Origin of the sequence: Bacillus cereus group sp. BfR-BA-01360, from assembly GCF_022663595.1 — a bacterium.
GTDB lineage: Bacteria > Bacillota > Bacilli > Bacillales > Bacillaceae_G > Bacillus_A > Bacillus_A cytotoxicus.
Genome location: NZ_JAKUFV010000010.1, coordinates 1 through 25,247 on the forward strand (window position 1 = coordinate 1; position 25,247 = coordinate 25,247).

Consider the following 25,247-nt stretch of genomic DNA (forward strand, 5'->3'; position numbering starts at 1 on the left):
CTCAAGATTTTTTTGATTATAAAACATGAAAACGCCTCCTTTCTTTTTATTATTCTAGAAAAGGAGACATTTTTAAAGGTTTTTTTAAAAAATCGTATTGACAGAGTTGTTTTTCAACACTCTGAAAAAAAGAGAGGAGATTCTCCTCTCTTTTTTTTATGTGGAAAATCCATTGATTTCATTGTACTTTTAACTTCCCTATTAGGGTGAAATCATATAATATAGTACGTAGGTGTAAAGTAAGCAAGGGGGGAGTGGTCTTGGATGATTGAATGGTATTTTGAATATGAAATACATAAAAACCGACCTGGCTTGCTTGGTGACGTTTCTTCGTTAATCGGTATGCTTGGTATTAATATCGTCACAATTAATGGTGTGGATAATGCAAGGCGCGGTCTTTTGCTTATGTGTGATAATCAAGAGCAAATTTCGAGGCTTGAATCAATTTTAAATACGATGGATAATATAACGGTAACGAAATATCGTCCGCCAAAACTCAGGGACAGGCTAGCGGTAAGGCACGGCAGGTACATACAACGAGATGCTGATGATAAGAAAACATTTCGATTTGTACGGGATGAATTAGGGCTACTTGTTGATTTTATGGCAGAACTAATGAAAAAAGAGGGCCATAAACTTATCGGAATAAGAGGAATGCCTCGCGTTGGGAAAACGGAATCTATTGTTGCGGCAAGTGTTTGTGCGAATAAGCGTTGGTTGTTTGTTTCGTCTACCCTTATTAAACAAACGGTACGTAGTCAATTGATTGAAGATGAGTATAGCGACGATAATATTTTCATATTAGATGGAATTGTTTCAACAAAGCGCGCAAATGAAAGACATTGGCAGCTTGTACGTGAAATTATGAGGTTGCCCGCAACAAAAGTTGTAGAACATCCAGATGTATTTGTGAGTCAATCAGAATACACACTTGATGATTTTGATTATATTATTGAATTGCGTAACGATTATGATGAAGAAATTCAATATAACTTAGTAGATGAAATTGAGCAGGGAACGCAAAATAATTTCTCTATGTTTGACTTTTAAAGAAATATTGAGGTGTTAGCAGTGACGGAATTAGGACAAAAGCTGAAGGAAGCAAGAGAGGCAAAAGGCTTGTCTATTGATCAGCTACATGAGATTACAAAAATTCAAAAGCGTTATTTAGTAACAATTGAAGAGGGCGACTACAGTATATTACCGGGAACTTTTTATGTACGTGCATTTATTAAACAATATGCAGATGCTGTTGGATTAAACGGAGAGGAATTGCTTGTAGAATATCAAAGTACAATACCACAATCTGAATCTCATGATGTACCACAAGTATCAACCGGTCAAAAAACACAGGAAACAATACAAAAGGCAACATCGCTTCCCATTGCAGATCATATGCCGAAAATCTTAATTGCATTATTGGTAATTGCGTTAGGAGTAGTGATTTGGTTTGTTTTCCAATGGGTAACTGCAAAAGATGATGGTGCAGTAGCACAAAACAAAAGTGAACAAATTGAAGTGCAAAAAGCAAAGGATTCTCCGTTAGATGAGAAAAAAGATGAAAAAGGGGAAGAACTGAAACAAGAAAAAGCAAATCAGGATGAAACAAAAAAAGAAGAGCAAAAGAAGGCTGAGCAACAAGCGCAGCAACCATCGACAGGGCAAGATGAGATAAAGCTAGTTGGCACAAAAGAGAAAGTATCTACGTATGAAATCAATAATAAGGAATTACAACTAGAAATATCTGCCAAAGGAACGACTTACGTAGATATTAAAGATGAAAATGGTAATGAAATTTATAAAGGGACATTAGAGGCAGGGCAAACTGTTCCACAAAATTTAACAGAGAAAAAAGAAGTGCGATTAAATATCGGTAACGCACTAAATACAGAAGTTAAAGTAAATGGAAAAGTTGTGAATTACGGTTTAAATGCTGAGGAAGCATTGCACCAAAGAATGGTGATTAAAAACTTAGGGGGAGAACAACCTGCACAATAATAGTCATCGCTTCGATGACTTTTTTCAATGAACAAATGTTTGTGACATGATGGAGGAATAGTTGTGAACTTACCAAATAAAATTACGATATCTCGAATCTGCTTAATTCCAATTTTTTTGGTCATTATGATCGCGCCTTTTGACTGGGGTTCATATACAATTGGAAACGTAGATCTACCAATTCAACATTTAATCGGGGCGCTTATTTTTATTATTGCATCAGCTACTGACTGGATTGATGGGCATTTAGCAAGAAAATATAATCTTGTTACAAATTTAGGGAAATTTCTGGATCCATTAGCTGATAAATTGCTTGTTTCAGCGGCGCTTATTACATTAGTTGAAATGCAATATGTACCAGCGTGGATTGTAATTGTTATTATTAGTCGTGAATTTGCGGTTACAGGCTTACGACTTGTATTAGCTGGTACTGGAGAAGTTGTTGCAGCTAATATGTTAGGGAAAATCAAGACGTGGACACAAATTATTGCAATTTCAGCCTATTTATTACATGATGTGCCGCTAAACTTAATCCATATTCCAGTAGCTGATATTTTTATATGGATTGCATTGATTTTTACAGTTATTTCTGGATATGATTACTTTTGGAAAAATAGAGCTGTTTTTGTCAATTCAAAATAGCAGTTTATGGGGGAATCGGAATGAATGCCGAAATTATTGCGGTTGGAACAGAATTATTATTGGGGCAAATTACAAATACAAATGCGAAGTTTTTATCCGAAAAATTAGCTTCTATTGGAATAAATGTGTATTATCATACTGTAGTAGGTGATAATACACGTCGGCTACAAGAGGCTATTCGCACAGCTGAAAAACGTGCAAACATATTGATTTTTACTGGCGGACTCGGACCAACAAAAGATGATTTAACGAAAGAAACCATTGCATCGATTGTTAAGGAAGACCTTGTTTATGATGAAGCGGCACTAACATCAATTCGTGAATATTTTAATCGAACGGGTCGTGAGTTCACAGAGAATAATAAGAAACAAGCACTCGTTTTGAAGGGTTCAACTGTATTTGCAAATAATCACGGTATGGCGCCAGGCATGGGATTACATAAAAATGAAAAAGTGTATATTTTATTGCCAGGTCCACCGAAAGAAATGCAACCAATGTATAATAGCTATGTAGATCCATTCTTGCGCAATGTAACAACTGGTGAACATATTTATTCTCGTGTCCTTCGTTTTTTCGGTATTGGTGAATCGCAGTTAGAAGTAAAAGTACAAGATTTAATTGACAACCAAACGAATCCGACAATTGCACCGCTAGCTTCTGATGGAGAGGTAACGTTGCGATTAACCGCGAAACATCAGAATGTAGAGCAAGCGGAGTTATTAATTCAGCAGGTAGAACATTTAATCTTAGAGAGAGTAGGCGAATTTTTTTACGGCTACAATGAAGATTTCCTTCACCATAAGGCAATTGAGTTATTGAAGAAAAAAGGTTTCACTCTAGCCTGTGCTGAAAGTTTAACAGGCGGTCTTTTTGGCAATCAAGTAACGGAAAATGCTGGTGTGTCTTCTGTTTTTAAAGGTGGCGTAATTTGCTATCACAATGATGTAAAACAGCATATTTTACAAGTTCCTAAAGAGACTTTACAAACGGCAGGTGCGGTGAGTGAAGAATGTGCGCGTTATCTTGCTGAAAATGTAAAATTACTTTTAAAATCGGATATTGGAATTAGTTTTACGGGGGTCGCAGGACCGGATGCTTCAGAAAACAAAGAACCTGGAACTGTATTTATCGGTTTAGCAATCAAAGATGAACCGACAATAGTTTTTCCGCTTTGTTTAAGTGGGAGTCGTCAGCAAATTCGTGAACGTACTGTGAAATATGGATTTTATCATTTATACAAAAAGCTAGAAGAGATGTAAGTTTCTTCTAGCTTTTTTATAGTAAAAATGCGTTTTTATAAATTGGAAATAAAAAAAATCGAATAAATGTTCGATTTTTGTTGGCAAATTAAAATAAAAATAGGTATAATAAGATTAGCAATTGAGTTAAGGAGGAATTTGAATGAGTGATCGTCAAGCAGCTTTAGATATGGCGTTAAAACAAATAGAGAAGCAATTCGGTAAAGGTTCCATTATGAAAATGGGAGAGCAAGCTGAACGCAAAGTTTCAACAGTACCGAGCGGTTCGTTATCACTTGATGTAGCATTGGGAGTTGGTGGTTATCCACGCGGTCGTATTATTGAAATTTACGGACCTGAAAGCTCAGGGAAAACGACAGTTTCCTTACATGCGATTGCAGAAGTGCAACGTCAAGGTGGACAAGCAGCATTTATTGATGCGGAGCATGCGATGGATCCTGTATATGCACAGAAATTAGGTGTTAACATCGACGAATTACTATTATCACAGCCTGATACAGGGGAACAAGGGTTAGAAATTGCAGAAGCATTAGTACGAAGTGGTGCAATTGATATTATCGTAATCGACTCTGTAGCTGCCCTTGTACCAAAAGCGGAAATTGAAGGAGAAATGGGTGACTCTCACGTCGGTTTACAAGCACGTTTAATGTCACAAGCACTTCGTAAACTTTCAGGTGCAATTAATAAATCAAAAACAATTGCAATCTTTATTAACCAAATTCGTGAAAAAGTTGGAGTTATGTTCGGGAACCCAGAGACAACTCCAGGTGGTCGTGCATTGAAATTCTATTCAACAATACGTCTTGAAGTACGCCGTGCCGAACAATTAAAGCAAGGTAATGAAATCGTTGGTAATAAAACGAAAGTAAAAGTAGTGAAAAATAAAGTAGCACCGCCATTCCGCGTGGCAGAAGTGGATATTATGTACGGAGAAGGTATTTCAAGAGAAGGCGAAATTTTAGATATGGCTTCTGAATTGGATATCGTTCAGAAAAGCGGTGCTTGGTATGCCTATAATGAAGAGCGTTTAGGACAAGGACGCGAAAATGCAAAACAATTCTTAAAAGAAAATCCAGATATAAGAGATGAAATTGCATTCTTTATTCGTGAGCATCATGGAATTGGTGAAGATTCTGCTCCTGAAAATATGGAAGAAAGCACAACTCTTGATTAAAAAGACACGATTTCGTGTCTTTTTTTATACATGTAATCGGTATTTTCGAGCTGCATGTAAAATACAACATAATGAGTGGAAGATGGAGAAAGCATCACTGTTTAAAGTTTCATTTTATATGCAGTGCTTTCAGTAGGTGGTATTTAATTATTATATATATTAGATATATAGATTATTTATAACGGTAGTGCTACATTTTCTTTTTGTTTACGGAACATTTGAATGTTAAAGGTAAAGAAAGTAAAAGTAGACAACGCTTGACAACGAAAAATGCGATAGATACAATGAGAATGTATATTTTTTCTTATATACGATACACTCTTCTCAAGAAGAGAAGTAATATTCGGAGTAAGATTTCAATCTTGCCGAAATAATAATATGACATTTTAATTGTGAAATGAAGAAAGTCCCTTAAAAAAGTGGGACGACGGTCTTTGCTGTACGTTGCAATTCGATGTACATGCCGACAGTCTTTTTTCATTCATAGCAAGAGGAGGTGAAATCATGAGTAATACAGTTTGGATACTCATCTCCATTTTGCTTGCAACAGTCGGTGCAGTTGTTGGCTTTTTTGTTCGAAAGTCTATTGCTGAAGCGAAGATTAATGGTGCAGCTAATGAAGCGAAACGTATTTTAGACGATGCGAATCGCGAAGCAGAGGCACTTAAGAAAGAAGCGCTTTTAGAAGCAAAGGATGAAATTCATACACTTCGTACAGAAGCTGAATTAGAAATTCGTGACCGTAGAAGCGAATTACAAAAACAAGAAAATCGTTTAATGCAAAAAGAAGAGAACCTTGATCGTAAAGACGAAACGCTCGATAAACGTGAGCAAATGTTAGAAAAGAAAGAGGAATCTCTTGTAGCGAGACAACAGCAAATTGAAGAGTTGGAAAGCAAAGTGGGAGAGTTAGTTCAAAAGCAACAAACGGAATTAGAGCGCATTTCCAATCTGACACGCGAACAGGCGAAATCAATCATTTTAGGGAAAGTGGAAAACGAACTTTCTCATGAAATTGCCGCGATGGTAAAAGAGAGTGAAGTTCGTGCGAAAGAAGAAGCTGATAAGAAAGCGAAAGAGATTTTATCTTTAGCTATGCAAAGATGTGCAGCTGATCATGTTGCTGAAACAACCGTTTCGGTTGTAAATCTTCCAAATGACGAAATGAAGGGACGTATTATTGGGCGTGAAGGTCGTAATATTCGTACGTTAGAAACCTTAACAGGTATTGACCTTATTATTGATGATACACCTGAGGCGGTAATTTTATCAGGATTTGACCCAATTCGTCGTGAAACAGCTCGTATCGCTCTTGATAAGCTCGTACAGGATGGACGTATTCACCCAGCTCGTATTGAAGAAATGGTTGAAAAATCAAGACGTGAAGTGGATGAATATATTCGTGAAGTAGGAGAACAAACAACATTTGAAGTTGGGATCCACGGATTACACCCAGATTTAATTAAAATTTTGGGTCGATTGAAATACCGTACAAGTTATGGACAAAACGTGTTGAAGCACTCTATGGAAGTAGCTTACTTAACAGGACTTATGGCAGCAGAACTGGGCGAGGATGAAAAACTAGCAAGACGCGCTGGTTTACTTCATGATATCGGTAAAGCAATCGATCATGAAGTGGAAGGCAGTCACGTTGAAATTGGTGTTGAACTCGCAACGAAATATAAAGAGCACCCTGTTGTTATAAACAGTATCGCCTCTCACCATGGTGATACAGAACCAACTTCTATCATTGCAGTTTTAGTCGCAGCGGCCGATGCATTATCAGCTGCAAGACCAGGAGCTCGTAGTGAAACACTTGAAAACTACATTCGTCGACTTGAGAAGCTAGAGGAAATTTCTGAGTCTTATGAAGGCGTAGAGAAATCTTTTGCAATTCAAGCAGGTCGTGAAGTTCGTATTCTGGTAAAACCAGATACAATCGATGATTTAGAAGCTCATCGTTTAGCGCGTGATATTCGAAAACGTATTGAAAATGAACTAGATTATCCAGGTCATATTAAAGTAACAGTTATTCGTGAAACACGTGCAGTGGAATATGCAAAATAAAGTGGTGAAATACCACTTTATTTTTTTGGTTTGGAATTGGGTAAGATAAAATAAAACTTTCAGTAGTAAGGGGATACCGCTTACAATGTATCGGAAGAACTGTCTATAAAGGTTTGATTGATAGAGGCATATAGAGTAAAGCCTCATGTCAAGTGAGCGAAATAGTTCGAGTACAAAGGGGAATAAAAAGTAGTACATAGAAAGGATAGTAGACATGAGAATATTATTTGTAGGAGATGTAGTAGGTTCTCCTGGTAGAGGTATGATTCAACAATATGTACCAGCATTAAAGAAAAAGTATACACCGACAGTAACGATTATTAATGGAGAAAACGCAGCGGGTGGTCGCGGTATTACAGAAAAAATATATCGGAATTTTCTAGAGTGTGGTGCGCAAGCTGTTACACTTGGAAATCATGCTTGGGATAATCGCGAGATATTTGAATTTATCGATAAAGCCAAATATTTAGTGAGACCAGCTAACTTTCCAGAAGGAACGCCTGGAAATGGTTTGATTTTTGTCAACTGCAATGGAACAGAAGTAGCGATTATTAATTTACAAGGGCGCACGTTTTTACCGCCAATTGATTGTCCATTCCGAAAAGTAGATGAATTGATTGCAATTGCGAAAAAACGTACCAATATTATCTTTATTGATTTCCATGCTGAAACAACAAGTGAAAAACAAGCGCTTGGTTGGTACGTAGACGGTCGTGCAACTGCCGTAGTAGGAACACATACACATGTTCCAACCGCTGATAACCGTATTTTGCCAAGTGGAACAGCGTATATTACGGATGTTGGTATGACAGGTCCGTATGATGGCATTTTAGGTATGGATCGCGAAGCAGTCTTGAAAAAATTCTTAACGAACTTACCTGTTCGCTTTGAAGTAACAAAAGGCAGAACACAACTAAGCGCGGTATTAATTGATGTCGATCCAAATACAGGGAAGGCAAAAAAGATTGAGCGTATATTAATTAATGATGATCAACCGTTTTTTGAATAATCATCAAAAAATTAGAAAAAACATTATATTTTAATTTTTTAGAAAAATTATTAAGAATTTAGCAGGAATACGCTTCATTCCTCGTGAATATAAGTTAAAGTGAAATAATCGCTAATACTTTTATAAGAAACGAGGAGGAAACGAGGAATGGAAATATTAAAAGTTAAAGCAACTTCGGTCCCTAACTCTGTAGCCGGTGCACTTGCTGGGGTGATTCGCGAACGCGGAACAGCAGAAATTCAAGCGATTGGTGCGGGTGCATTGAATCAAGCCGTAAAGGCAGTAGCAATTGCAAGAGGATTTGTAGCACCTAGTGGCTTAGATTTAATTTGCATTCCAGCTTTTACAGATATTATGATTGATGGTGAAGAACGTACAGCGATAAAATTAATTGTAGAACCTCGTTAAGTTTGAACAACCTGTTTGCATGTGTGCAAACAGGTTGTTTTTATGAAAAAAGGGGGGACACGAATTGAAAGTTTTTGACGCGCACTGTGATGTTTTATTTCAATTGTGGAAAGCAAAAGGCAAAAAGGGTTTTCAAAATGACCCGAAGTTACATATTACTTTTGAACAGTTACAACAGAGAAAAGGAAGCATACAATGTTTTGCAATATATGTGCCGGAAACTGTACCATATGAAGAACGTTTTCAAGTTGCCTTAACAATGGTAGATTTATTTTATAATGAAATTTTATCCATGCCATATATAAAGTTTATACAAACAAAAGAGGATATAGACCGGCTGTTAAAACATGAAATTGGAGCTATATTAACATTAGAAGGATGTGAAGTGATTGGGAAAGATATGATGAAATTACGTTTATTTCATCGCTTAGGAGTGCGTTCTGTCGGTTTGACATGGAACTATGCTAATTTATTAGCTGATGGAGCATTAGAAACAAGAAGAGCCGGATTGACTTCGTTTGGAAAAAGAGTTGTACAAGAACTTAATACATTCCGTTTGTGGACAGATGTCTCTCATTTAAATGAAGAAGGATTTTGGGATGTGATGGAAATCGCTGAGTATCCGATTGCATCACATTCGAATTGCTATAAATTTTGTCAGCATCCACGCAATTTAAAAGATGAACAAATACGTGCGCTCATTCAAAAGAACGCTGTTATTGGTATTAATTTTGTTCCGGAATTTTTAGTGAGTCATCAGCCTGCATATATAGACGATATACTGCGTCATATCGAACATATATGTTCGATTGGGGGAGAGAAACATATCGGGTTCGGTTCAGACTTTGATGGTATTACAAACATGGTCGTAGGAATAGAAGCATATCGAAGTTATGAACAGGTAATAAATGAACTTTGTAAACGATATAGTGAAACAAATGTAAAAAGGTTTCTATATGAAAATTTTGTTGATTGTATTTCATTTTAAAGGATTAAAAGTATTTTATTCTGATAATTGTGAATATTTATGTAAATTGAAAATAAATGATTGATTTTTTTGTATAGTAGGGCTAGAATGGTAGACGAATTAAGATTATGCGAAAGATTCAGGTAAGTCAGAAGAGGTATAATTTGTGTACATTGTAGTTTATTTGTATAAAAAGTGCTAAACTAATACTGTAAAAAAATACACTACAATGAATGCAGCCAAAAGGGGTGTAGGAGATGATTAGTCAACTTTCATGGAAAGTTGGAGGACAACAAGGTGAAGGAATTGAAAGTACAGGAGAAATCTTCTGTATTGCATTAAACCGATTAGGATATTATCTATACGGTTACCGCCACTTCTCATCACGAATTAAAGGCGGTCATACAAATAATAAAATTCGTGTAAGTACAACGGAAGTACGCGCGATATCAGATGACTTAGATATTTTAATTGCATTTGACCAGGAAACAATTGATTTTAATTTCCATGAGCTACGTCCAGGCGGAATCGTTGTTGCGGATGCGAAGTTTAATCCAACAATCCCTGAAAATGCAGATGTAAATCTATATGTGATACCGTTTACAGATATTGCTTCAGAATTAGGTACATCATTGATGAAAAACATGGTTGCTGTCGGAGCATCTAGTGCGATATTGGGATTAGATGAAACAGTTTATTTAGAGGTTGTTGATGAAATCTTCGGCCGCAAAGGAGAGCAAGTTGTTCAAAAGAACATGGAGGCAATTAAGCGCGGCTCTCAATATATGAAAGAATTGCTTGGTGAAAAAGTAAACATGATGCAGCTTGAAAAAGCTGATGGGAAAAAGCGTATGTTTATGATTGGTAATGATGCAATCGCATTTGGAGCATTAGCTGGTGGTGCCCGCTTTATGTCTGCCTATCCAATTACCCCTGCTTCTGAAATTATGGAATACTTAATTAAAAAGCTTCCAAAAGTAGGAGGAACGGTTATTCAAACTGAGGATGAGATAGCTGCTTGTACGATGGCGATTGGTGCGAACTATGCGGGTGTACGTACGCTAACTGCATCTGCGGGGCCAGGTCTATCTCTTATGATGGAAGCAATTGGTTTAGCAGGTATTACAGAAACACCTCTTGTTATTGTAGATACACAGCGCGGTGGTCCAAGTACAGGGTTACCAACAAAACAAGAACAATCAGACTTAATGGCAATGATTTATGGAACACATGGAGAAATCCCAAAAATTGTAATGGCGCCAAGCACGGCAGAAGAAGCGTTTTATGATATTGTAGAAGCATTTAACCTAGCTGAGGAATATCAAGTGCCAGTTATTTTCTTAACAGATTTACAACTTTCTTTAGGAAAACAAACGGTGGAACCACTGAAATTAGAGAAAGTAGAAATCCGCCGCGGTAAGCTTGATTTACAAGCTGAGTTACCAGAGCGTGAAAATAAAGCGTATTTCAAACGTTACGAAGTAACAGAAGACGGTATTTCGCCACGTGTTCTGCCAGGTATGAAAAATGGTGTTCACCATGTAACAGGTGTAGAACATGATGAAACGGGTAAGCCATCTGAATCAGCTTTAAATCGTAAGGAACAAATGGACAAACGTCTTCGTAAAATGAAGAACTTGAAGTTCAAGACCCCTGTTTATAAAAATGTTAAGCACGATGATGCAGATGTGCTATTAGTTGGTTTTAACTCAACTCGCGGTGCAATTGAAGAAGCGATGGAGCGTTTAGAACAAGAAGGGTTAAAAGTAAACCATGCTCATGTTCGTTTAATTCATCCGTTCCCAACAGATGAAATGCTTCCATTAGTGAAAGATGCAAAACGTGTTGTAGTGGTAGAAAATAATGCAACTGCTCAGCTTGCTAACATTATGAAAATGAACCTTGGCAATGGTGAGAAGATTTCTAGTCTATTAAAGTATGATGGGAATCCATTCTTACCAAAAGAAATTTACAACGAATGCAAAAAAGGGGTTGTATTAAATGGCAACATTTAAGGATTTTCGTAACAGTGTCAAACCAAACTGGTGCCCAGGTTGCGGAGACTTCTCGGTGCAAGCTGCGATTCAACGTGCGGCAGCAAACGTTGGCTTAAATCCAGATGAATTAGCCGTAATCTCTGGTATTGGTTGTTCCGGTCGTATTTCCGGTTATATTAATTCCTATGGTGTCCACAGTATTCATGGGCGTGCGCTTCCAATTGCGCAAGGAGTGAAAATGGCAAACCGTGATTTAACTGTTATCGCATCTGGTGGTGATGGTGATGGTTTTGCGATTGGAATGGGGCATACAATCCATTCTATTCGTCGTAATATTGACATTACGTATATTGTCATGGATAACCAAATTTATGGATTAACAAAAGGGCAAACTTCACCACGTAGTGAGGTAGGCTTTAAAACGAAAAGTACACCACAAGGTTCAATCGAGCCGGCATTATCTGTTATGGAAATGGCATTAACAGCTGGTGCAACTTTTCTGGCACAAAGCTTTTCAAGCGATTTAAAAGAATTAACACAGCTCATTGAAGCTGGTATTAAGCATAAAGGTTTTTCTTTAATTAATGTATTTAGTCCATGTGTAACGTATAATAAAGTAAATACGTATGATTGGTTTAAAGAAAATTTAACAAAACTAAGTACTGTAGAAGGATATGATCCATCAAATCGCATGCTAGCAATGCAAACATTGATGGAAAACAAAGGTTTAGTAACGGGACTTATTTATCAAAATACAGAACAACCTTCTTATCAAGATCTTGTAAATGGGTATAGTGAACAACCATTAGTACAAGCTGATTTGCAAATGGATCAAAAAATGTTTGATGAGCTTGTTGCTGAATTTATGTGATAAAAGAGAGGCTACCGATTGGTAGCTTCTTTTGCTTTATTTTAAAAGAAGTTTACTTAGAAAGTTCTGAATGATAAAATAATTACAAAATCGTTGTATAAAAAATCACATTCGCTCATGATATAATCTGCTTTCGGAGTGCAGCCTCTTTGTTGTTAAATTTGGCTAAACACATTATACTATGGTAGTGTGTATAGAAATAAAGTAAGCTGCTTTTTAGGACAAGGTGAAAACAACAAAAATGGAAGTCTATTGATAGGAATAAAGATTCCATCGTTATAGGTTAGTGATATAGATAGTTCAAGTTTCAAAGGGGGAGCTATTTACTATATATCCTAGTCCTTAAGATGAATCTAGAATAGGCTACAAGTGTGTAGAGTTTTAAGGTTGAAAGGAGATTACCCATGAACGAGCAACAACGATTAGCAAGTCAACAAGCAAATGCTTCTACGAAGAAGGAAGAAAAAGATTATAGTAAGTACTTTGAACATGTTTATCAGCCACCTTCATTAAAAGATGCGAAAAAACGTGGGAAAGAACAAGTGAAAATCGAGCGTGATTTTGGTCTTCCAGAAGAATTTCGTAATTTTGGGAAAGGAAGAAAGTTTTATATCCGTACGTATGGATGTCAAATGAACGAGCATGATACAGAAGTAATGGCTGGTATTTTTACAACGCTTGGATATGAACCGACATTTACAACAGAAGATGCAGATGTCATTTTATTAAATACTTGTGCGATTCGTGAGAACGCTGAGAATAAGGTGTTCGGAGAACTAGGTCACTTAAAACCATTGAAACAAAAGAATCCAGATCTGTTAATTGGTGTATGTGGTTGTATGTCGCAAGAAGAATCTGTTGTAAACAAAATTATGCAAAAGCATCAACATGTAGATATGGTATTTGGTACGCATAATATTCATCGATTACCGTATATTTTGAAAGATGCAATGTTCTCTAAAGCGACAGTTGTTGAAGTTTGGTCTAAAGAAGGAGACGTAATCGAAAATCTTCCAAAAGTACGTCGCGGTGATATTAAAGCTTGGGTAAACATTATGTATGGATGTGATAAATTCTGTACATATTGTATCGTACCGTATACACGCGGGAAAGAGCGAAGCCGTCGCCCAGAAGATATTATTAAAGAAGTTCGCCATTTAGCAGCAAATGGCTATAAAGAAATTACATTGCTTGGCCAAAACGTAAATGCATACGGAAAAGACTTTGATGATCTAGAATATGGTCTTGGCGATTTAATGGATGAACTTCGTAAGATTGATATTGCACGTATTCGTTTTACAACAAGTCATCCACGTGACTTTGACGATCACTTAATTGAAGTGCTTGGAAAAGGTGGTAACTTAGTAGAGCATATTCACTTACCAGTACAATCTGGTAGCACGGATATGTTGAAGATTATGGCGCGTAAATATACACGTGAGCAGTACTTAGAACTTGTACGTAAAATTAAAAAGACAATTCCTAATGTAGTATTAACAACGGATATTATCGTTGGTTTCCCAAATGAAACAGACGAACAATTTGAAGAAACATTATCTTTATATCGTGAAGTAGAATTTGATAGTGCGTTCACATTTATTTACTCTCCACGTGAAGGTACGCCAGCTGCGAAAATGAAAGACAATATACCAATGGAAGTGAAAAAAGAACGTCTACAGCGTTTGAATGAACTTGTAAATGAATTCTCTGCGAAGAAAAATAAGAAATATGAAGGACAAATTGTTGAAGTATTAGTTGATGGAGAAAGTAAAAATAATCCAGACGTACTTGCAGGCTACACGCGTACGAATAAACTTGTAAACTTCGTTGCACCAAAATCTGTAATCGGTCAGCTTGTAAAAGTAAAAATTACTGAAGCGAAAACTTGGTCTCTAAACGGGGAATTAGTTGAGGAGCCGATTGAGGTGAAATAATGAAAGTCTATACAAAGGATGAAATTGTTGAGCAAGCGAAAGAGTTAGCAAAAATGATTTCTGAAACAGAAGAAGTAGATTTCTTCAAGCGCGCAGAAGCGCAAATTCATAAAAATGAAAATGTAAAACGTATAATTGATGAAATAAAAGCTTTGCAAAAACAAGCTGTAAACTTGCAACATTATGGAAAATGGGAAGCTTTGAAAAAAGTAGAAGCAGAGATTGATGCTCTTCACGATCGGTTAGATGGTATCCCTGTTGTACAGGAATTCAAATCTTCACAAACATATGTAAATGATTTACTACAGCTTGTAGCGAGTACAATTTCTAATAAAGTAACAGATGAAATTTTAATTTCAACTGGCGGTGATGTACTGAAAGGTGAAACCGGTGCAGAAATAGAAAGTAAAAAAGGAAATTGCGGTTGTTAAAAGAGATGCCCGAGTGGCATCTCTTTTTATTTGCAGAAAGTTGGATGTAATGAAGTTAATAAGAAGATAACGAATAAGACTAGCCCAAGTTATAGTAGTAGATTCAAAAAAAGAATGACACATTCCGCGATTGTCCCGCATATGATTAAATGAATAGCGATTGAGGAGGGTTCCGAATGTCCGAATTCAGAGAGATTATTACAAAGGCAGTAGTTGGAAAAGGACGTAAGTATACAAAATCGACTCATACATGTGAATCAAATCATGAACCGACAAGTATTCTCGGATGTTGGGTAATAAATCACACATATGAAGCGAGAAAAAATGGGAAAATCGTAGAAATTGAAGGGTATTATGATGTGAATACATGGTACTCATTTGCTGAAAATACGAAGACAGAAGTCGTAACAGAACGAATCAATTATACAGATGAAGTAAATGTTGGATATCGGGATAAAAACTTTTCTGGGGAAGATTCCGAAATTATTGCTCGTGTCATTCAACATCCAAATTGTTTAGAAGCAATCATTTCGCCAAATGGTAACAAAATTGTTGTAACGGTAGAACGTGAATTTGTTACAGAAGTAGTCGGAGAGACGAAAGTTTGTGTAAGTATAAATCCAAATGGATGTCAAGAAGATGATAGTGAATTTGAGATTAGCGATGACGAATTTGAAGAATTAGATCCCAATTTTATTGTTGACGCAGAGGAAGAATAATGGAAAGCTAGGGAGGTCGTTCTTCCTAGCTTTTTACGTATGAAAGTTATAGGGACATGATTCCTCATTAAAATATGCTATAATGAAGAAAGACTCCTAAAAGAGGAGATAATATGGGCCGTGAAGTGCGGCATATGGAGATATAGCACATTTTTGATAAAATATGGAGGAAACAAATGGCGCAGTATACACCAATGATACAGCAATATTTAAAGGTCAAGGCAGACTATAAAGATGCCTTTTTATTTTTTAGATTAGGTGATTTTTATGAAATGTTTTTTGAAGATGCGGTTAAAGCAGCTCATGAACTAGAAATTACTTTGACAAGTCGTGATGGCGGCAGCAGTGAGCGGATTCCCATGTGTGGTGTCCCGTACCATGCAGCGCAAAACTATATTGAGCAGCTCATTGAAAAAGGATACAAAGTTGCGATTTGCGAGCAGGTAGAAGATCCAAAAACGGCAAAAGGGGTCGTTCGACGCGAAGTTGTCCAATTAATTACACCAGGGACGATGATGGAAGGGCGTACAATTGATGAAAAAGAAAATAACTTTTTAGCAGCATTGACGCGTTTTGAGGATGGCTCATATGCATTAGCTTGTAATGATTTAACAACTGGACAAAATACAGTAACTTTATTAACAGGTTCTGTAGAAGATGTTTTATTAGAAGTGTATGCAACGGGTTCAAAAGAAATTGTTGTAGATTCAACATTTTCACAAGATGAATTAAATAAGTTAACTGAAACGTTAAAAATGACAGTTTCATATGAAGAGGAAACGAAAATTCCAGAAGGATTAGAACCTCTTGTTAAAAAAGTAACGCAAACAAAGTTAGTGACAGCAGTCGGACGGTTATTCAACTATGTACTTCGAACACAAAAACGATCATTAGATCATTTGCAGCCGGTAGAGATTTATTATACAAATCAGTTTATGAAAATTGATGTACATTCCAAGCGTAATTTAGAGTTAACAGAAACATTGCGAACAAAAGAGAAGACAGGTTCTTTACTATGGCTGTTGGATAAAACAAAAACAGCTATGGGCGGTCGTATGTTGAAACAGTGGATGGAGCGTCCGCTTATTCAAAAAGAAAAAATTGAAGAGCGTTTAGAAATGGTTGAAACATTTGTAAATGACTATTTCTTACGTGAAGATTTAAAGGAAAAATTAAAAGAAGTATATGATTTAGAGCGTTTAGCAGGTAAAGTTGCTTACGGTAGTGTAAACGCACGGGATTTACTTCAATTAAAACGTTCCTTACAACAAGTACCAGCTATTTTAGAAGCGATTAGCTTATTGGACAACTCTTACGCTGCCAAGTTAATTGAAGGGGCAGATCCTTGTGAAGCCCTAACAAAACTACTAGATAGAAGTATTCAAGAAAATCCACCTCTTTCTGTGAAAGATGGAGATATCATTAAGGATGGTTATAATGAGAAGCTTGATGAATACCGTTATATAAGTAAAAACGGTAAGACGTGGATTGCAGAGCTTGAAAAACGCGAACGTGAAATAACGGGAATTAAATCGCTGAAAATTGGGTACAACCGTATTTTCGGCTACTATATTGAAGTTACAAAAGCAAATCTTTCTTTACTTCCAGAAGGGCGTTATGAGCGAAAGCAAACATTGGCGAATGCAGAACGTTTTATTACAGACGAATTAAAAGAAAAAGAAACATTAATTTTAGAAGCTGAAGAAAAGATTGTTCAGTTAGAATATGATCTATTTACTGCACTTCGCGAAGAAGTGAAAGTATTTATTCCAAAATTGCAGCATCTAGCAAAAGTAATTAGTGAATTAGATGTATTACAAAGCTTTGCGACAGTGAGTGAAGAAGAACAATTTGTAAAACCTGTTCTAACTAATAAACGCGAAATCTTTATAAAAGATGGGCGTCATCCTGTTGTTGAAAAAGTATTAGATGGCAAGCTCTATGTTCCAAATGATTGTATGATGCCAGAAAATATGGATGTCTTTTTAATTACGGGTCCAAACATGTCAGGTAAAAGTACGTATATGCGTCAATTGGCTCTTGTGACGATTATGGCGCAAATCGGTTGTTTTGTACCGGCAACAGAAGCTATATTACCAGTCTTTGATCAAATCTTTACAAGAATTGGTGCAGCGGACGATTTAATTTCCGGCCAAAGTACATTTATGGTTGAAATGCTAGAAGCAAAAAATGCGATTGCAAATGCATCGGAAAGAAGTTTAATTTTATTTGATGAAATTGGCCGCGGTACTTCCACATATGATGGCATGGCGCTTGCACAAGCAATTATTGAACATATTCATGACCAAATTGGTGCAAAAACATTATTCTCTACGCACTATCATGAATTAACAGTGTTAGAAGAAAGTTTGACTCATTTAAAAAATGTACATGTTTCCGCTATTGAAGAAGACGGAAAAGTTGTCTTCTTGCATAAAATTCAAGAAGGTGCAGCGGATAAAAGTTACGGGATTCATGTTGCCCAACTTGCAGAACTTCCAGATAGCTTAATCGCTCGCGCAAAAGAAGTGTTAGCTCAGCTAGAAGGACAAGAAGAAATTACAATTCCAAAACGCGCGGAAGTAAAAGAACAGCCGGAACGTATGCAACAACCGGTAATAGAAGAACAACCAGTTATAAAAGAAGTAGCAGAGGTGCAACAAGAGAGCGAAGAAATCGTAGAAGAATCGCAGCTTTCATTCTTTGAAACTGAAGAACGAATGGAAAAACAAGAAAAACCTGTACTTGATGCTAAGGAAACAGCTGTGTTAGCACAAATTAAAAAAATTGATTTGCTTGATATGACGCCTTTAGAAGCATTAAATGAACTGTATCGCTTACAGAAGAAATTAAAGAAAGGATGAGTAAGTAGATGGGGAAAATTCGCAAACTCGATGAACAACTCTCCAACTTAATTGCAGCTGGGGAAGTAGTAGAGCGTCCTGCTTCTGTCGTGAAAGAACTTGTGGAAAATTCCATCGATGCGAATAGTACATCTATTGAAATCCACTTGGAAGAAGCTGGGTTATCAAAAATTCGCATTATTGATAATGGAGACGGTATTGCTGAAGAAGACTGCATTGTCGCATTTGAACGCCATGCGACAAGTAAAATAAAAGATGAAAATGATTTGTTTCGCATAAGAACGCTCGGTTTCCGAGGAGAGGCATTACCGAGTATTGCATCTGTTAGTGAATTAGAATTAGTTACAAGCACAGGAGACGCACCGGGTACACATCTTATTATTAAAGGTGGAGAGATTATAAAACAGGAGAAAACCGCGAGCCGTAAAGGAACGGATATTACGGTTCAAAACTTGTTTTTTAACACACCAGCACGTCTTAAATATATGAAAACCATTCATACAGAGCTCGGAAATATTACAGATATTGTGTATCGCATTGCCATGTCTCATCCAGAAGTGTCATTGAAATTATTCCATAATACGAAAAAATTACTTCACACATCTGGAAATGGTGATGTGAGACAAGTACTAGCAGCGATTTACAGTATTCAAGTTGCGAAAAAATTGATTCCAATTGAAGCGGAGTCGTTAGATTTTACCATTCGCGGATATGTAACATTGCCAGAGGTAACGAGAGCTTCTCGCAATTATATGTCAACAATTGTTAATGGCCGTTACGTGCGAAACTATGTATTAATGAAAGCGATCCAGCAAGGATATCATACATTGCTTCCAGTTGGTCGCTATCCGATTGGTTTCTTATCCATTGAGATGGATCCAATGTTAGTGGATGTTAACGTTCATCCGGCAAAACTGGAAGTGCGTTTTAGTAAAGAACAAGAACTTCTGCAATTCATTGAACAAACATTACAAGATGCCTTTAAAAAAGTCCAGCTTATTCCAGATGCCGGCGTAACAACGAAGAAAAAAACAAAAGATGAGAGTGTTCAAGAACAATTTCATTTTGAACATACAAAACCAAAAGAACCATCTATGCCTAATATCGTTTTACCGACTGGAATGGATGAAACGCAAGAAGAGGAAAGCGCAGAAAAACCATCAGTAGCGCCGCAATTATGGCAACAGCCAAAACAAGAATGGCAACCGCCACAACAATCCCTTGTAAGAGAAGAAGAGAGTTGGCAATCAACTTCGAAACCGCTCATTGAAGAAAAGGCGGCTCATAACGAACAAGAATGGGATCATCATGAAGAAGAATTTGAATTAGAAGAATTGGATGAATTGCAGAATATCGAAGAAATTGAAATGAACGGGAATGATTTACCGCCTCTTTATCCAATTGGACAGATGCATGGAACGTACATCTTTGCTCAAAACGATAAAGGGCTATATATGATTGACCAACATGCGGCACAAGAACGAATTAACTATGAATATTTCCGCGATAAAGTAGGACAAGTGACACAAGAAGTTCAAGAATTGCTTGTCCCATATCGTATTGATTTATCATTAAACGAATTTTTACGTGTCGAAGAACAACTAGAAGAATTGAAAAAGGTAGGATTATTCCTAGAGCAATTCGGCCATCAATCTTTTATCGTTCGCTCGCACCCAATATGGTTTCCAAAAGGGAAAGAAACAGAAATCATTGATGAAATGATGCAACAAGTTGTGAAACTGAAAAAAGTAGACATAAAAAAATTGCGTGAAGAAGCAGCCATTATGATGAGCTGTAAAGCATCCATTAAAGCAAATCAATATTTAACAAACGATCAAATCTTCGCACTTTTAGAAGAACTACGCACAACAAGCAACCCTTACACATGCCCGCACGGTAGACCGATTATTATACATCATTCGACCTATGAACTGGAGAAAATGTTTAAGCGGGTGATGTAGGTAGATTGTGTAGGAATAAAAATTAACTTTACTGAGTTAAAAATGAATGTTGTATAATATAACATTAGATTGTTATTTTGATAAAATATTAGATTCAACTATATAAACTTAATGTTAATTTATAAAAAACAAGGTGCAGTTATACCTTGTTTTTTATTGTTGTTTGGATACATCTCGATTGATAGTATTCAATAAGCCATATAATTGCAGAATAATATTTAATTAAATATGTCAAAGAAGAATAAAAGATCATAAGAGGGAAGTGAAATTAATATTACTTTTAATGAAGTTATTATAGTTAAGGAGGATATTACTTCGGCTAGTGAAAAATATGAAATAATAAGGATTGGTACATTTTACGGTGAAAGAAAACCAGTATTAATAAAAACTACCAAAAGAGATGATATAGCTTTTATGTTTAAAGTAAGATAATAATGAAATTGTTGTAAGAGTTCTGGTTACTCACAACTCTTACAATTTTAATTTCAAAACATTTTTAGCAACACTCTACACAACGAGGGTTTAATTTCCGACTATTTCTTCGTCTCTCGAATAGATTAATCACCTTATTTTTATTGGAGTTATTTGAAACTAACTTCAAAACTTTTGCTTGTGTTCTTTCTTTTTCTTGTTTTTGTTTCGCAAACATTAAGAACTCATATTCATTGATCAATGTGATCCCATCCCCTCTTAAAAAGATAAAGCCGATTTATGTTAATAATAATTGCAAATAGGTGTTATGAATTTTTATCTTCTTTTAATAAGGAAATACTTTTTGTGAAGTATGGAATGGCATGGTTAAAATCGCGGATATGTGCGTAATACTTACCGTGGATCCAATTTAAAATTCCTATAGCATACTTATTTACATCTGGGTGGTTAAAATAGTCTTTTTGTTCAATGAAGACTTTCACCTTATCCCATAGGTTTGCGGTAGTGTGATTTTCTGCCGCTTTAATATCTTTCTTTATTTGAGATATAGTTGATTCTTTCTTTTCACGACTACGATTTGATTCTGTTTTGTGCTGAGAGATTGGTAGTAAGAACGTCTCATTATCCCAAGAGCATTGCTTGTCATCTCGGATTCTCGCATACTAATCTAAGTTCTTTTGGTTCAGGAAAGAGAATAAATACATTCATGCGAACACTTTTGAGTATTATCAGTCAACCGGCTCATATAGGTATGTTGACTACCTTGTATAGCGTAACATCATCAATGGTAAAGGGGGGCAATATATTAGTCCAGATGGAAAAGGTGGTAAAAAAGACTATTCTAAGAGTGATGAGAGTATCGAAAAATTATATGATTCTCGCATGGCAAACAAGTTATGAGATGTTTCTGAAGCTTTAATAGACGTATCCTTTCAGTTTGATAGATGTTTTTTTATTCAGAGAGAAGCAATGAGTTGTTGGTGCCAGGCAAGGGAGTGGAATGAGACTACTGCGCCATAACTACTGACAAGTACTTTATCGAAAGTCTGGCATCCCTTAATATGAATTAAATGAATAACTGTTTCCTTAACGTATAGGGAATCGGTTGTGTCCAAATTATTTCTAATCGTACAATTTTCTTTTTTGATGTGATGATTCCTATAACGAAAGCAACAAATGCCGAAAGAGTTTTGCGTCATAACGTCGTTGTTTTCGTTTCAAAATGTATGAATAGTTACTAAAATAAATACGTGTAACAAGAATTTTTTGTGATTCAGCCATAAAGATGAATATGTAACAGGATAGGAGATGATGAAATGATACAGAGAATAATCCGGTTAGGGATTATTGTATTATTGTTATTTTCAACGATAATTAATATGTTTATTCCAACGGTCATGGCTGAAGATAGAAACAAGGTTGTTTTAGATAATCATGCGCAAGCCGTTCTATCTAAAACATGTGGGAATCCAATTCGAACTGTTAATGGTAGCTTTGAAATTCCGCGAGTAGATAACAATGACGGAATGGGGTTCTTTCATCCTAATCAAGTACCTGGTTGGGATACAATTCCTTTTCGTCCTTTAACAGATGAGGAATATGCGATAGAAAAAGGAGGAGTGGATAAATCTGGAAGAGCTATTGAAATTCAAAGTGAGAAACTTGGTATAACCAAAGCAAAAGAGGGAACACAATACGCAGAATTAAATGCAGTTGTAGGTGGGGTTTTATTCACAACAGTTCCGGTTCCTGTCCCTAAAAGAGATGTGTATATTAGCGTGTTCCACAAACAACGTGAAAGTTCACCTGCAGAGAAAATGTATATTGTAAGTGGTCTAGGCACACCGGAAATTCAGGTAAGTGGAAGTGGAGAAAATATGAGGGGGGAAGTAGTTAATACTATTTATAAATCTCCCGAATATACTGCCACTGCAACGTGGGAAGAGCGAAAAGTCAAGATACCTGCAAGTAGCCTTCCAGATAGTGGTGATATATACTTAGGATTTTATACACCAGATGTTAATAGGAGTGTTGGTAATTTAATAGATAATGTACATTTTGGTACCCCTGCATGTTTAGAATATGAGAAAAAAGCTCCTGAAAAGGTACATGTTGGAGAGACATTCAATTATACTATTACTGCGAAAAACGTCGGAGGATACCCTGCCAAGGAAATTAATTTAAAAGATGTGTTACCTGAACAAGTAGTGGCAAACGGTAAACCGACGGCAAAGGTCATAAATGCTACGACAAAACAAACAAAGAGTGTAGATTTACAATTTATATCTCAAAATGATTATAGTCAGATGAAGTATAATGATAAAATAGGTATTGATGATAGTATTGAATTTACGATTCCTGTAAAAGCTGTATCAGCAGGTGAAGCTAAGAGCCAATCCTCTCTCATGTATAAGGATACAGCTACAAATGCAGATGTAGCGTGGGAACAAACAAATACGGTATCGACCTTGATAGAATGGGAACAAGCAGATGTGTCCATTCAAAAATCGATAAAATCAAGTGATGGTATAGATGAAATTTTCCCAGGACACTTAATGGAGTATGTCATTGAGGTGAAGAATCATACTTTAAATTCAGAAATCACGAACGCTATTGTAGAAGATCTTTTACCAGAAGGAGTCGAATTAGCAGGAGATATAAACATAATGAAACAGCCTGAAAAACTTGAAATGACAACTCAACATACAGGAAAACAACTATTATACAAGATTCCTAAATTACAAGGAAATGAATCTATCTCGATACGAATTCCTGTAAAGGTGTTACCTGCTGCCATGCAAACGACAGTCAGCAATACAGCTAAATTAACGTATCAACAACCAAATCAGCAATTGGTAACGAAAGAAAGTACAGCTGATTTTAAGGTATTACCACTTAACCCGCTTATAAAATTAAAGAAAAAGGTAGAAAAGGTTGGTGGTGGAGATACTTATAACGTAGGCGATCGTGTGAAGTATATCATTACTGCGGAAAATACGATTCCAAGTTCTATCGCAGACGCTATCAATTTGAAAGTATTTGATAAATTACCGGAAGGAATTACAGTAGATGAATCCTCGATTCAAATGAGTGTACCAGAAGGGACGTATACGTTTGATCCAAATGTAGGACAATTGAGTTTCCATCTTGGACAGTTAACAAGTGGGAATGTAGCTACGATGACATTTGAAGGTGTTTTAAATGAGAAATCACTGGAAAAGGTTGTTGTAAATACTGTTTCAGCTAAAGTAGACCTTCCAAATGGTGGCGGAGAATTTGAGCCCAATCCAAGTAACCCAGCAACCATCATGATTCAATCAAAAGAACCTAAATTAGTTGGAGAAAAGTCACATAAAGATGTAAATGGTGGCAAAGTAAAAGTTGGAGATACGATTCAATATACAGTTCGTGCTAAACAAGAAGAAGTAGGGGCATCATTGAAGAATACGGTCATTGAAGATACATTACCTGAGTATTTACAGTACAAAGAAGGTAGTGGAAAGATTATCAAAATGATAGATGGAAAGCAACAAGAAACACAGCTTCCAGTTCATGCCCAAAATAATAAACTTGTCGCTCAGCTTGGTGATATTCGAAATGTAGAAGAGTATATTTTTACGTTTGAAGTAGAAGTATTACGATCTGGGGCGGGAAAAGCTTTTTCAAATGAAGCCCATGTAAAAGGAAATAAACCAATTATAGATAAAGATGGAACTGTTAAGTTAGGGAAAGAAGTAAACCTAACTGTTCAAGATCAAGGCGAGTTAGCTATCAAGCCGTATGATGAGCCTACAAAACCGATGGACCCAGAAAATCCAAAAGAGCCTATCGATCCAGTAGATCCAACCACCCCAGATAAGAAACCAAGCGAAGGTACGAAAGGGCCTTTAAGTATAGATTTCGTGTCCTCCTTACGATTTGGGGAACAAGTCATATCTTTTAAGGATAAAACATATTTTGCAAAAGCCCAAGAATTTGCAGATGGTTCTCAAAAAATGAACTATATCCAAATAACAGATAATCGTATGAATGGGGCTTCTTGGACACTATCAGTAAAACAAAATGGACCATTGAAAGATGAGGAAGGCCATGAATTAGATGGAGCTAAAATTACATTCCACAATGCGGAAGTGTTATCCAGCAATCAAATGCCTGAATTATCACTTGTAAAGGATTCGTTCGAGGTCACAAATGATATACAGGATGTTTTAGTAGGGAAATCTGGTACAGAAGAATCCACATATGTATATCGTTTTGGAGATGAAGAAACCAAGGAATCGAGTATTCAATTAGAAGTACCTGGTGAAACACCGAAGTATGCAACAACATATAAAACATCATTAACTTGGTTATTAAGCGATGTACCAGTGAATTAGTAGAAGGTACAATCCTATACAAATACAAACCATTTGTAAATGAATGAAAATGCTCCCGAAAACGGGACACATATCAAAATAGCCAAACCGTCTATTTTCTATATTCTTTAAGGGATAGGTGGTTTGTTTTTTCTTGAA

The 25,247-nt window shown here is 36.3% G+C and carries 19 protein-coding genes; all 19 read left to right on the forward strand.

Features of this window, described 5'->3' with window-relative positions:
* On the forward strand, positions 1-210 hold a 210-nt coding region (locus MR056_RS11215; protein WP_242136558.1), incomplete at its 5' end, for a hypothetical protein.
* Positions 211-264: 54 nt separating this feature from the next.
* The gene (locus MR056_RS11220; protein WP_012094875.1) at positions 265-1,050 is read left to right on the forward strand and encodes a DUF3388 domain-containing protein; all 786 of its coding nucleotides are present in this window, start codon (positions 265-267) and stop codon (positions 1,048-1,050) included.
* Between the two features lie 21 nt (positions 1,051-1,071).
* Complete coding sequence (locus tag MR056_RS11225) at positions 1,072-1,998, forward strand: helix-turn-helix domain-containing protein (RefSeq protein WP_012094874.1); 927 nt, start codon at positions 1,072-1,074, stop codon at positions 1,996-1,998.
* A 63-nt stretch (positions 1,999-2,061) separates the two neighbouring features.
* On the forward strand, positions 2,062-2,640 hold the full coding sequence (gene pgsA / locus MR056_RS11230; RefSeq protein WP_012094873.1) for a CDP-diacylglycerol--glycerol-3-phosphate 3-phosphatidyltransferase: 579 nt from the start codon (positions 2,062-2,064) through the stop codon (positions 2,638-2,640).
* A 20-nt stretch (positions 2,641-2,660) separates the two neighbouring features.
* A complete protein-coding gene (locus tag MR056_RS11235) occupies positions 2,661-3,899 on the forward strand; it encodes a competence/damage-inducible protein A (protein WP_048723313.1) in 1,239 nt (412 codons plus the stop codon).
* A 142-nt stretch (positions 3,900-4,041) separates the two neighbouring features.
* Complete coding sequence (gene recA, locus MR056_RS11240; RefSeq protein WP_012094871.1) at positions 4,042-5,073, forward strand: recombinase RecA; 1,032 nt, start codon at positions 4,042-4,044, stop codon at positions 5,071-5,073.
* Between the two features lie 504 nt (positions 5,074-5,577).
* Positions 5,578-7,140: a ribonuclease Y gene (gene rny / locus MR056_RS11245; protein ID WP_012094870.1), complete on the forward strand. Its 1,563-nt coding sequence runs from the start codon at positions 5,578-5,580 to the stop codon at positions 7,138-7,140.
* Between the two features lie 214 nt (positions 7,141-7,354).
* Positions 7,355-8,149, forward strand: a complete 795-nt coding sequence (locus tag MR056_RS11250) for a TIGR00282 family metallophosphoesterase (protein ID WP_012094869.1) — start codon at positions 7,355-7,357, stop codon at positions 8,147-8,149.
* A gap of 147 nt (positions 8,150-8,296) precedes the next feature.
* Positions 8,297-8,557 (forward strand): stage V sporulation protein SpoVS, encoded by a 261-nt coding sequence (spoVS, locus tag MR056_RS11255; RefSeq protein WP_000404341.1) that lies wholly within the window; start codon positions 8,297-8,299, stop codon positions 8,555-8,557.
* 64 nt (positions 8,558-8,621) lie between these two features.
* A complete protein-coding gene (locus MR056_RS11260; RefSeq protein ID WP_012094862.1) occupies positions 8,622-9,545 on the forward strand; it encodes a dipeptidase in 924 nt (307 codons plus the stop codon).
* Positions 9,546-9,781: 236 nt separating this feature from the next.
* A complete protein-coding gene (locus tag MR056_RS11265; RefSeq protein ID WP_012094861.1) occupies positions 9,782-11,539 on the forward strand; it encodes a 2-oxoacid:acceptor oxidoreductase subunit alpha in 1,758 nt (585 codons plus the stop codon).
* On the forward strand, positions 11,526-12,392 hold the full coding sequence (locus MR056_RS11270) for a 2-oxoacid:ferredoxin oxidoreductase subunit beta (protein WP_012094860.1): 867 nt from the start codon (positions 11,526-11,528) through the stop codon (positions 12,390-12,392). The genes MR056_RS11265 and MR056_RS11270 overlap by 14 nt, the downstream gene beginning before the upstream one ends.
* A gap of 404 nt (positions 12,393-12,796) precedes the next feature.
* Complete coding sequence (gene miaB / locus MR056_RS11275) at positions 12,797-14,326, forward strand: tRNA (N6-isopentenyl adenosine(37)-C2)-methylthiotransferase MiaB (protein WP_012094859.1); 1,530 nt, start codon at positions 12,797-12,799, stop codon at positions 14,324-14,326.
* Positions 14,326-14,757, forward strand: a complete 432-nt coding sequence (locus MR056_RS11280) for a YlbF/YmcA family competence regulator (RefSeq protein WP_012094858.1) — start codon at positions 14,326-14,328, stop codon at positions 14,755-14,757. The genes miaB and MR056_RS11280 overlap by 1 nt, the downstream gene beginning before the upstream one ends.
* A gap of 176 nt (positions 14,758-14,933) precedes the next feature.
* A complete protein-coding gene (gene cotE / locus MR056_RS11285; protein ID WP_012094857.1) occupies positions 14,934-15,476 on the forward strand; it encodes an outer spore coat protein CotE in 543 nt (180 codons plus the stop codon).
* Between the two features lie 176 nt (positions 15,477-15,652).
* Positions 15,653-18,340 (forward strand): DNA mismatch repair protein MutS, encoded by a 2,688-nt coding sequence (mutS, locus tag MR056_RS11290; protein WP_087098982.1) that lies wholly within the window; start codon positions 15,653-15,655, stop codon positions 18,338-18,340.
* A gap of 8 nt (positions 18,341-18,348) precedes the next feature.
* On the forward strand, positions 18,349-20,301 hold the full coding sequence (gene mutL, locus MR056_RS11295; RefSeq protein ID WP_087098980.1) for a DNA mismatch repair endonuclease MutL: 1,953 nt from the start codon (positions 18,349-18,351) through the stop codon (positions 20,299-20,301).
* A 273-nt stretch (positions 20,302-20,574) separates the two neighbouring features.
* Positions 20,575-20,733 carry a SunI/YnzG family protein gene (locus tag MR056_RS22870; protein ID WP_420950783.1) on the forward strand — a complete coding sequence of 53 codons (159 nt, stop codon included), beginning with the start codon at positions 20,575-20,577 and terminating at the stop codon, positions 20,731-20,733.
* A 1,316-nt stretch (positions 20,734-22,049) separates the two neighbouring features.
* Entirely contained in the window at positions 22,050-25,109 is a 3,060-nt protein-coding gene (locus MR056_RS11300) for a WxL domain-containing protein (protein WP_087098976.1), read from the forward strand.
* Positions 25,110-25,247: the final 138 nt, after the last annotated feature.

Coding starts and splice junctions, on each gene's coding strand:
- MR056_RS11220 (WP_012094875.1), top strand. CDS start 265: ATGATTGAATGGTATTTTGAATATGAAATACATAAAAACCGACCTGGC.
- MR056_RS11235 (WP_048723313.1), top strand. CDS start 2,661: ATGAATGCCGAAATTATTGCGGTTGGAACAGAATTATTATTGGGGCAA.
- recA (WP_012094871.1), top strand. CDS start 4,042: ATGAGTGATCGTCAAGCAGCTTTAGATATGGCGTTAAAACAAATAGAG.
- rny (WP_012094870.1), top strand. CDS start 5,578: ATGAGTAATACAGTTTGGATACTCATCTCCATTTTGCTTGCAACAGTC.
- MR056_RS11250 (WP_012094869.1), top strand. CDS start 7,355: ATGAGAATATTATTTGTAGGAGATGTAGTAGGTTCTCCTGGTAGAGGT.
- spoVS (WP_000404341.1), top strand. CDS start 8,297: ATGGAAATATTAAAAGTTAAAGCAACTTCGGTCCCTAACTCTGTAGCC.
- MR056_RS11265 (WP_012094861.1), top strand. CDS start 9,782: ATGATTAGTCAACTTTCATGGAAAGTTGGAGGACAACAAGGTGAAGGA.
- MR056_RS11270 (WP_012094860.1), top strand. CDS start 11,526: ATGGCAACATTTAAGGATTTTCGTAACAGTGTCAAACCAAACTGGTGC.
- miaB (WP_012094859.1), top strand. CDS start 12,797: ATGAACGAGCAACAACGATTAGCAAGTCAACAAGCAAATGCTTCTACG.
- MR056_RS11280 (WP_012094858.1), top strand. CDS start 14,326: ATGAAAGTCTATACAAAGGATGAAATTGTTGAGCAAGCGAAAGAGTTA.
- cotE (WP_012094857.1), top strand. CDS start 14,934: ATGTCCGAATTCAGAGAGATTATTACAAAGGCAGTAGTTGGAAAAGGA.
- mutS (WP_087098982.1), top strand. CDS start 15,653: ATGGCGCAGTATACACCAATGATACAGCAATATTTAAAGGTCAAGGCA.
- mutL (WP_087098980.1), top strand. CDS start 18,349: ATGGGGAAAATTCGCAAACTCGATGAACAACTCTCCAACTTAATTGCA.
- MR056_RS11300 (WP_087098976.1), top strand. CDS start 22,050: ATGATACAGAGAATAATCCGGTTAGGGATTATTGTATTATTGTTATTT.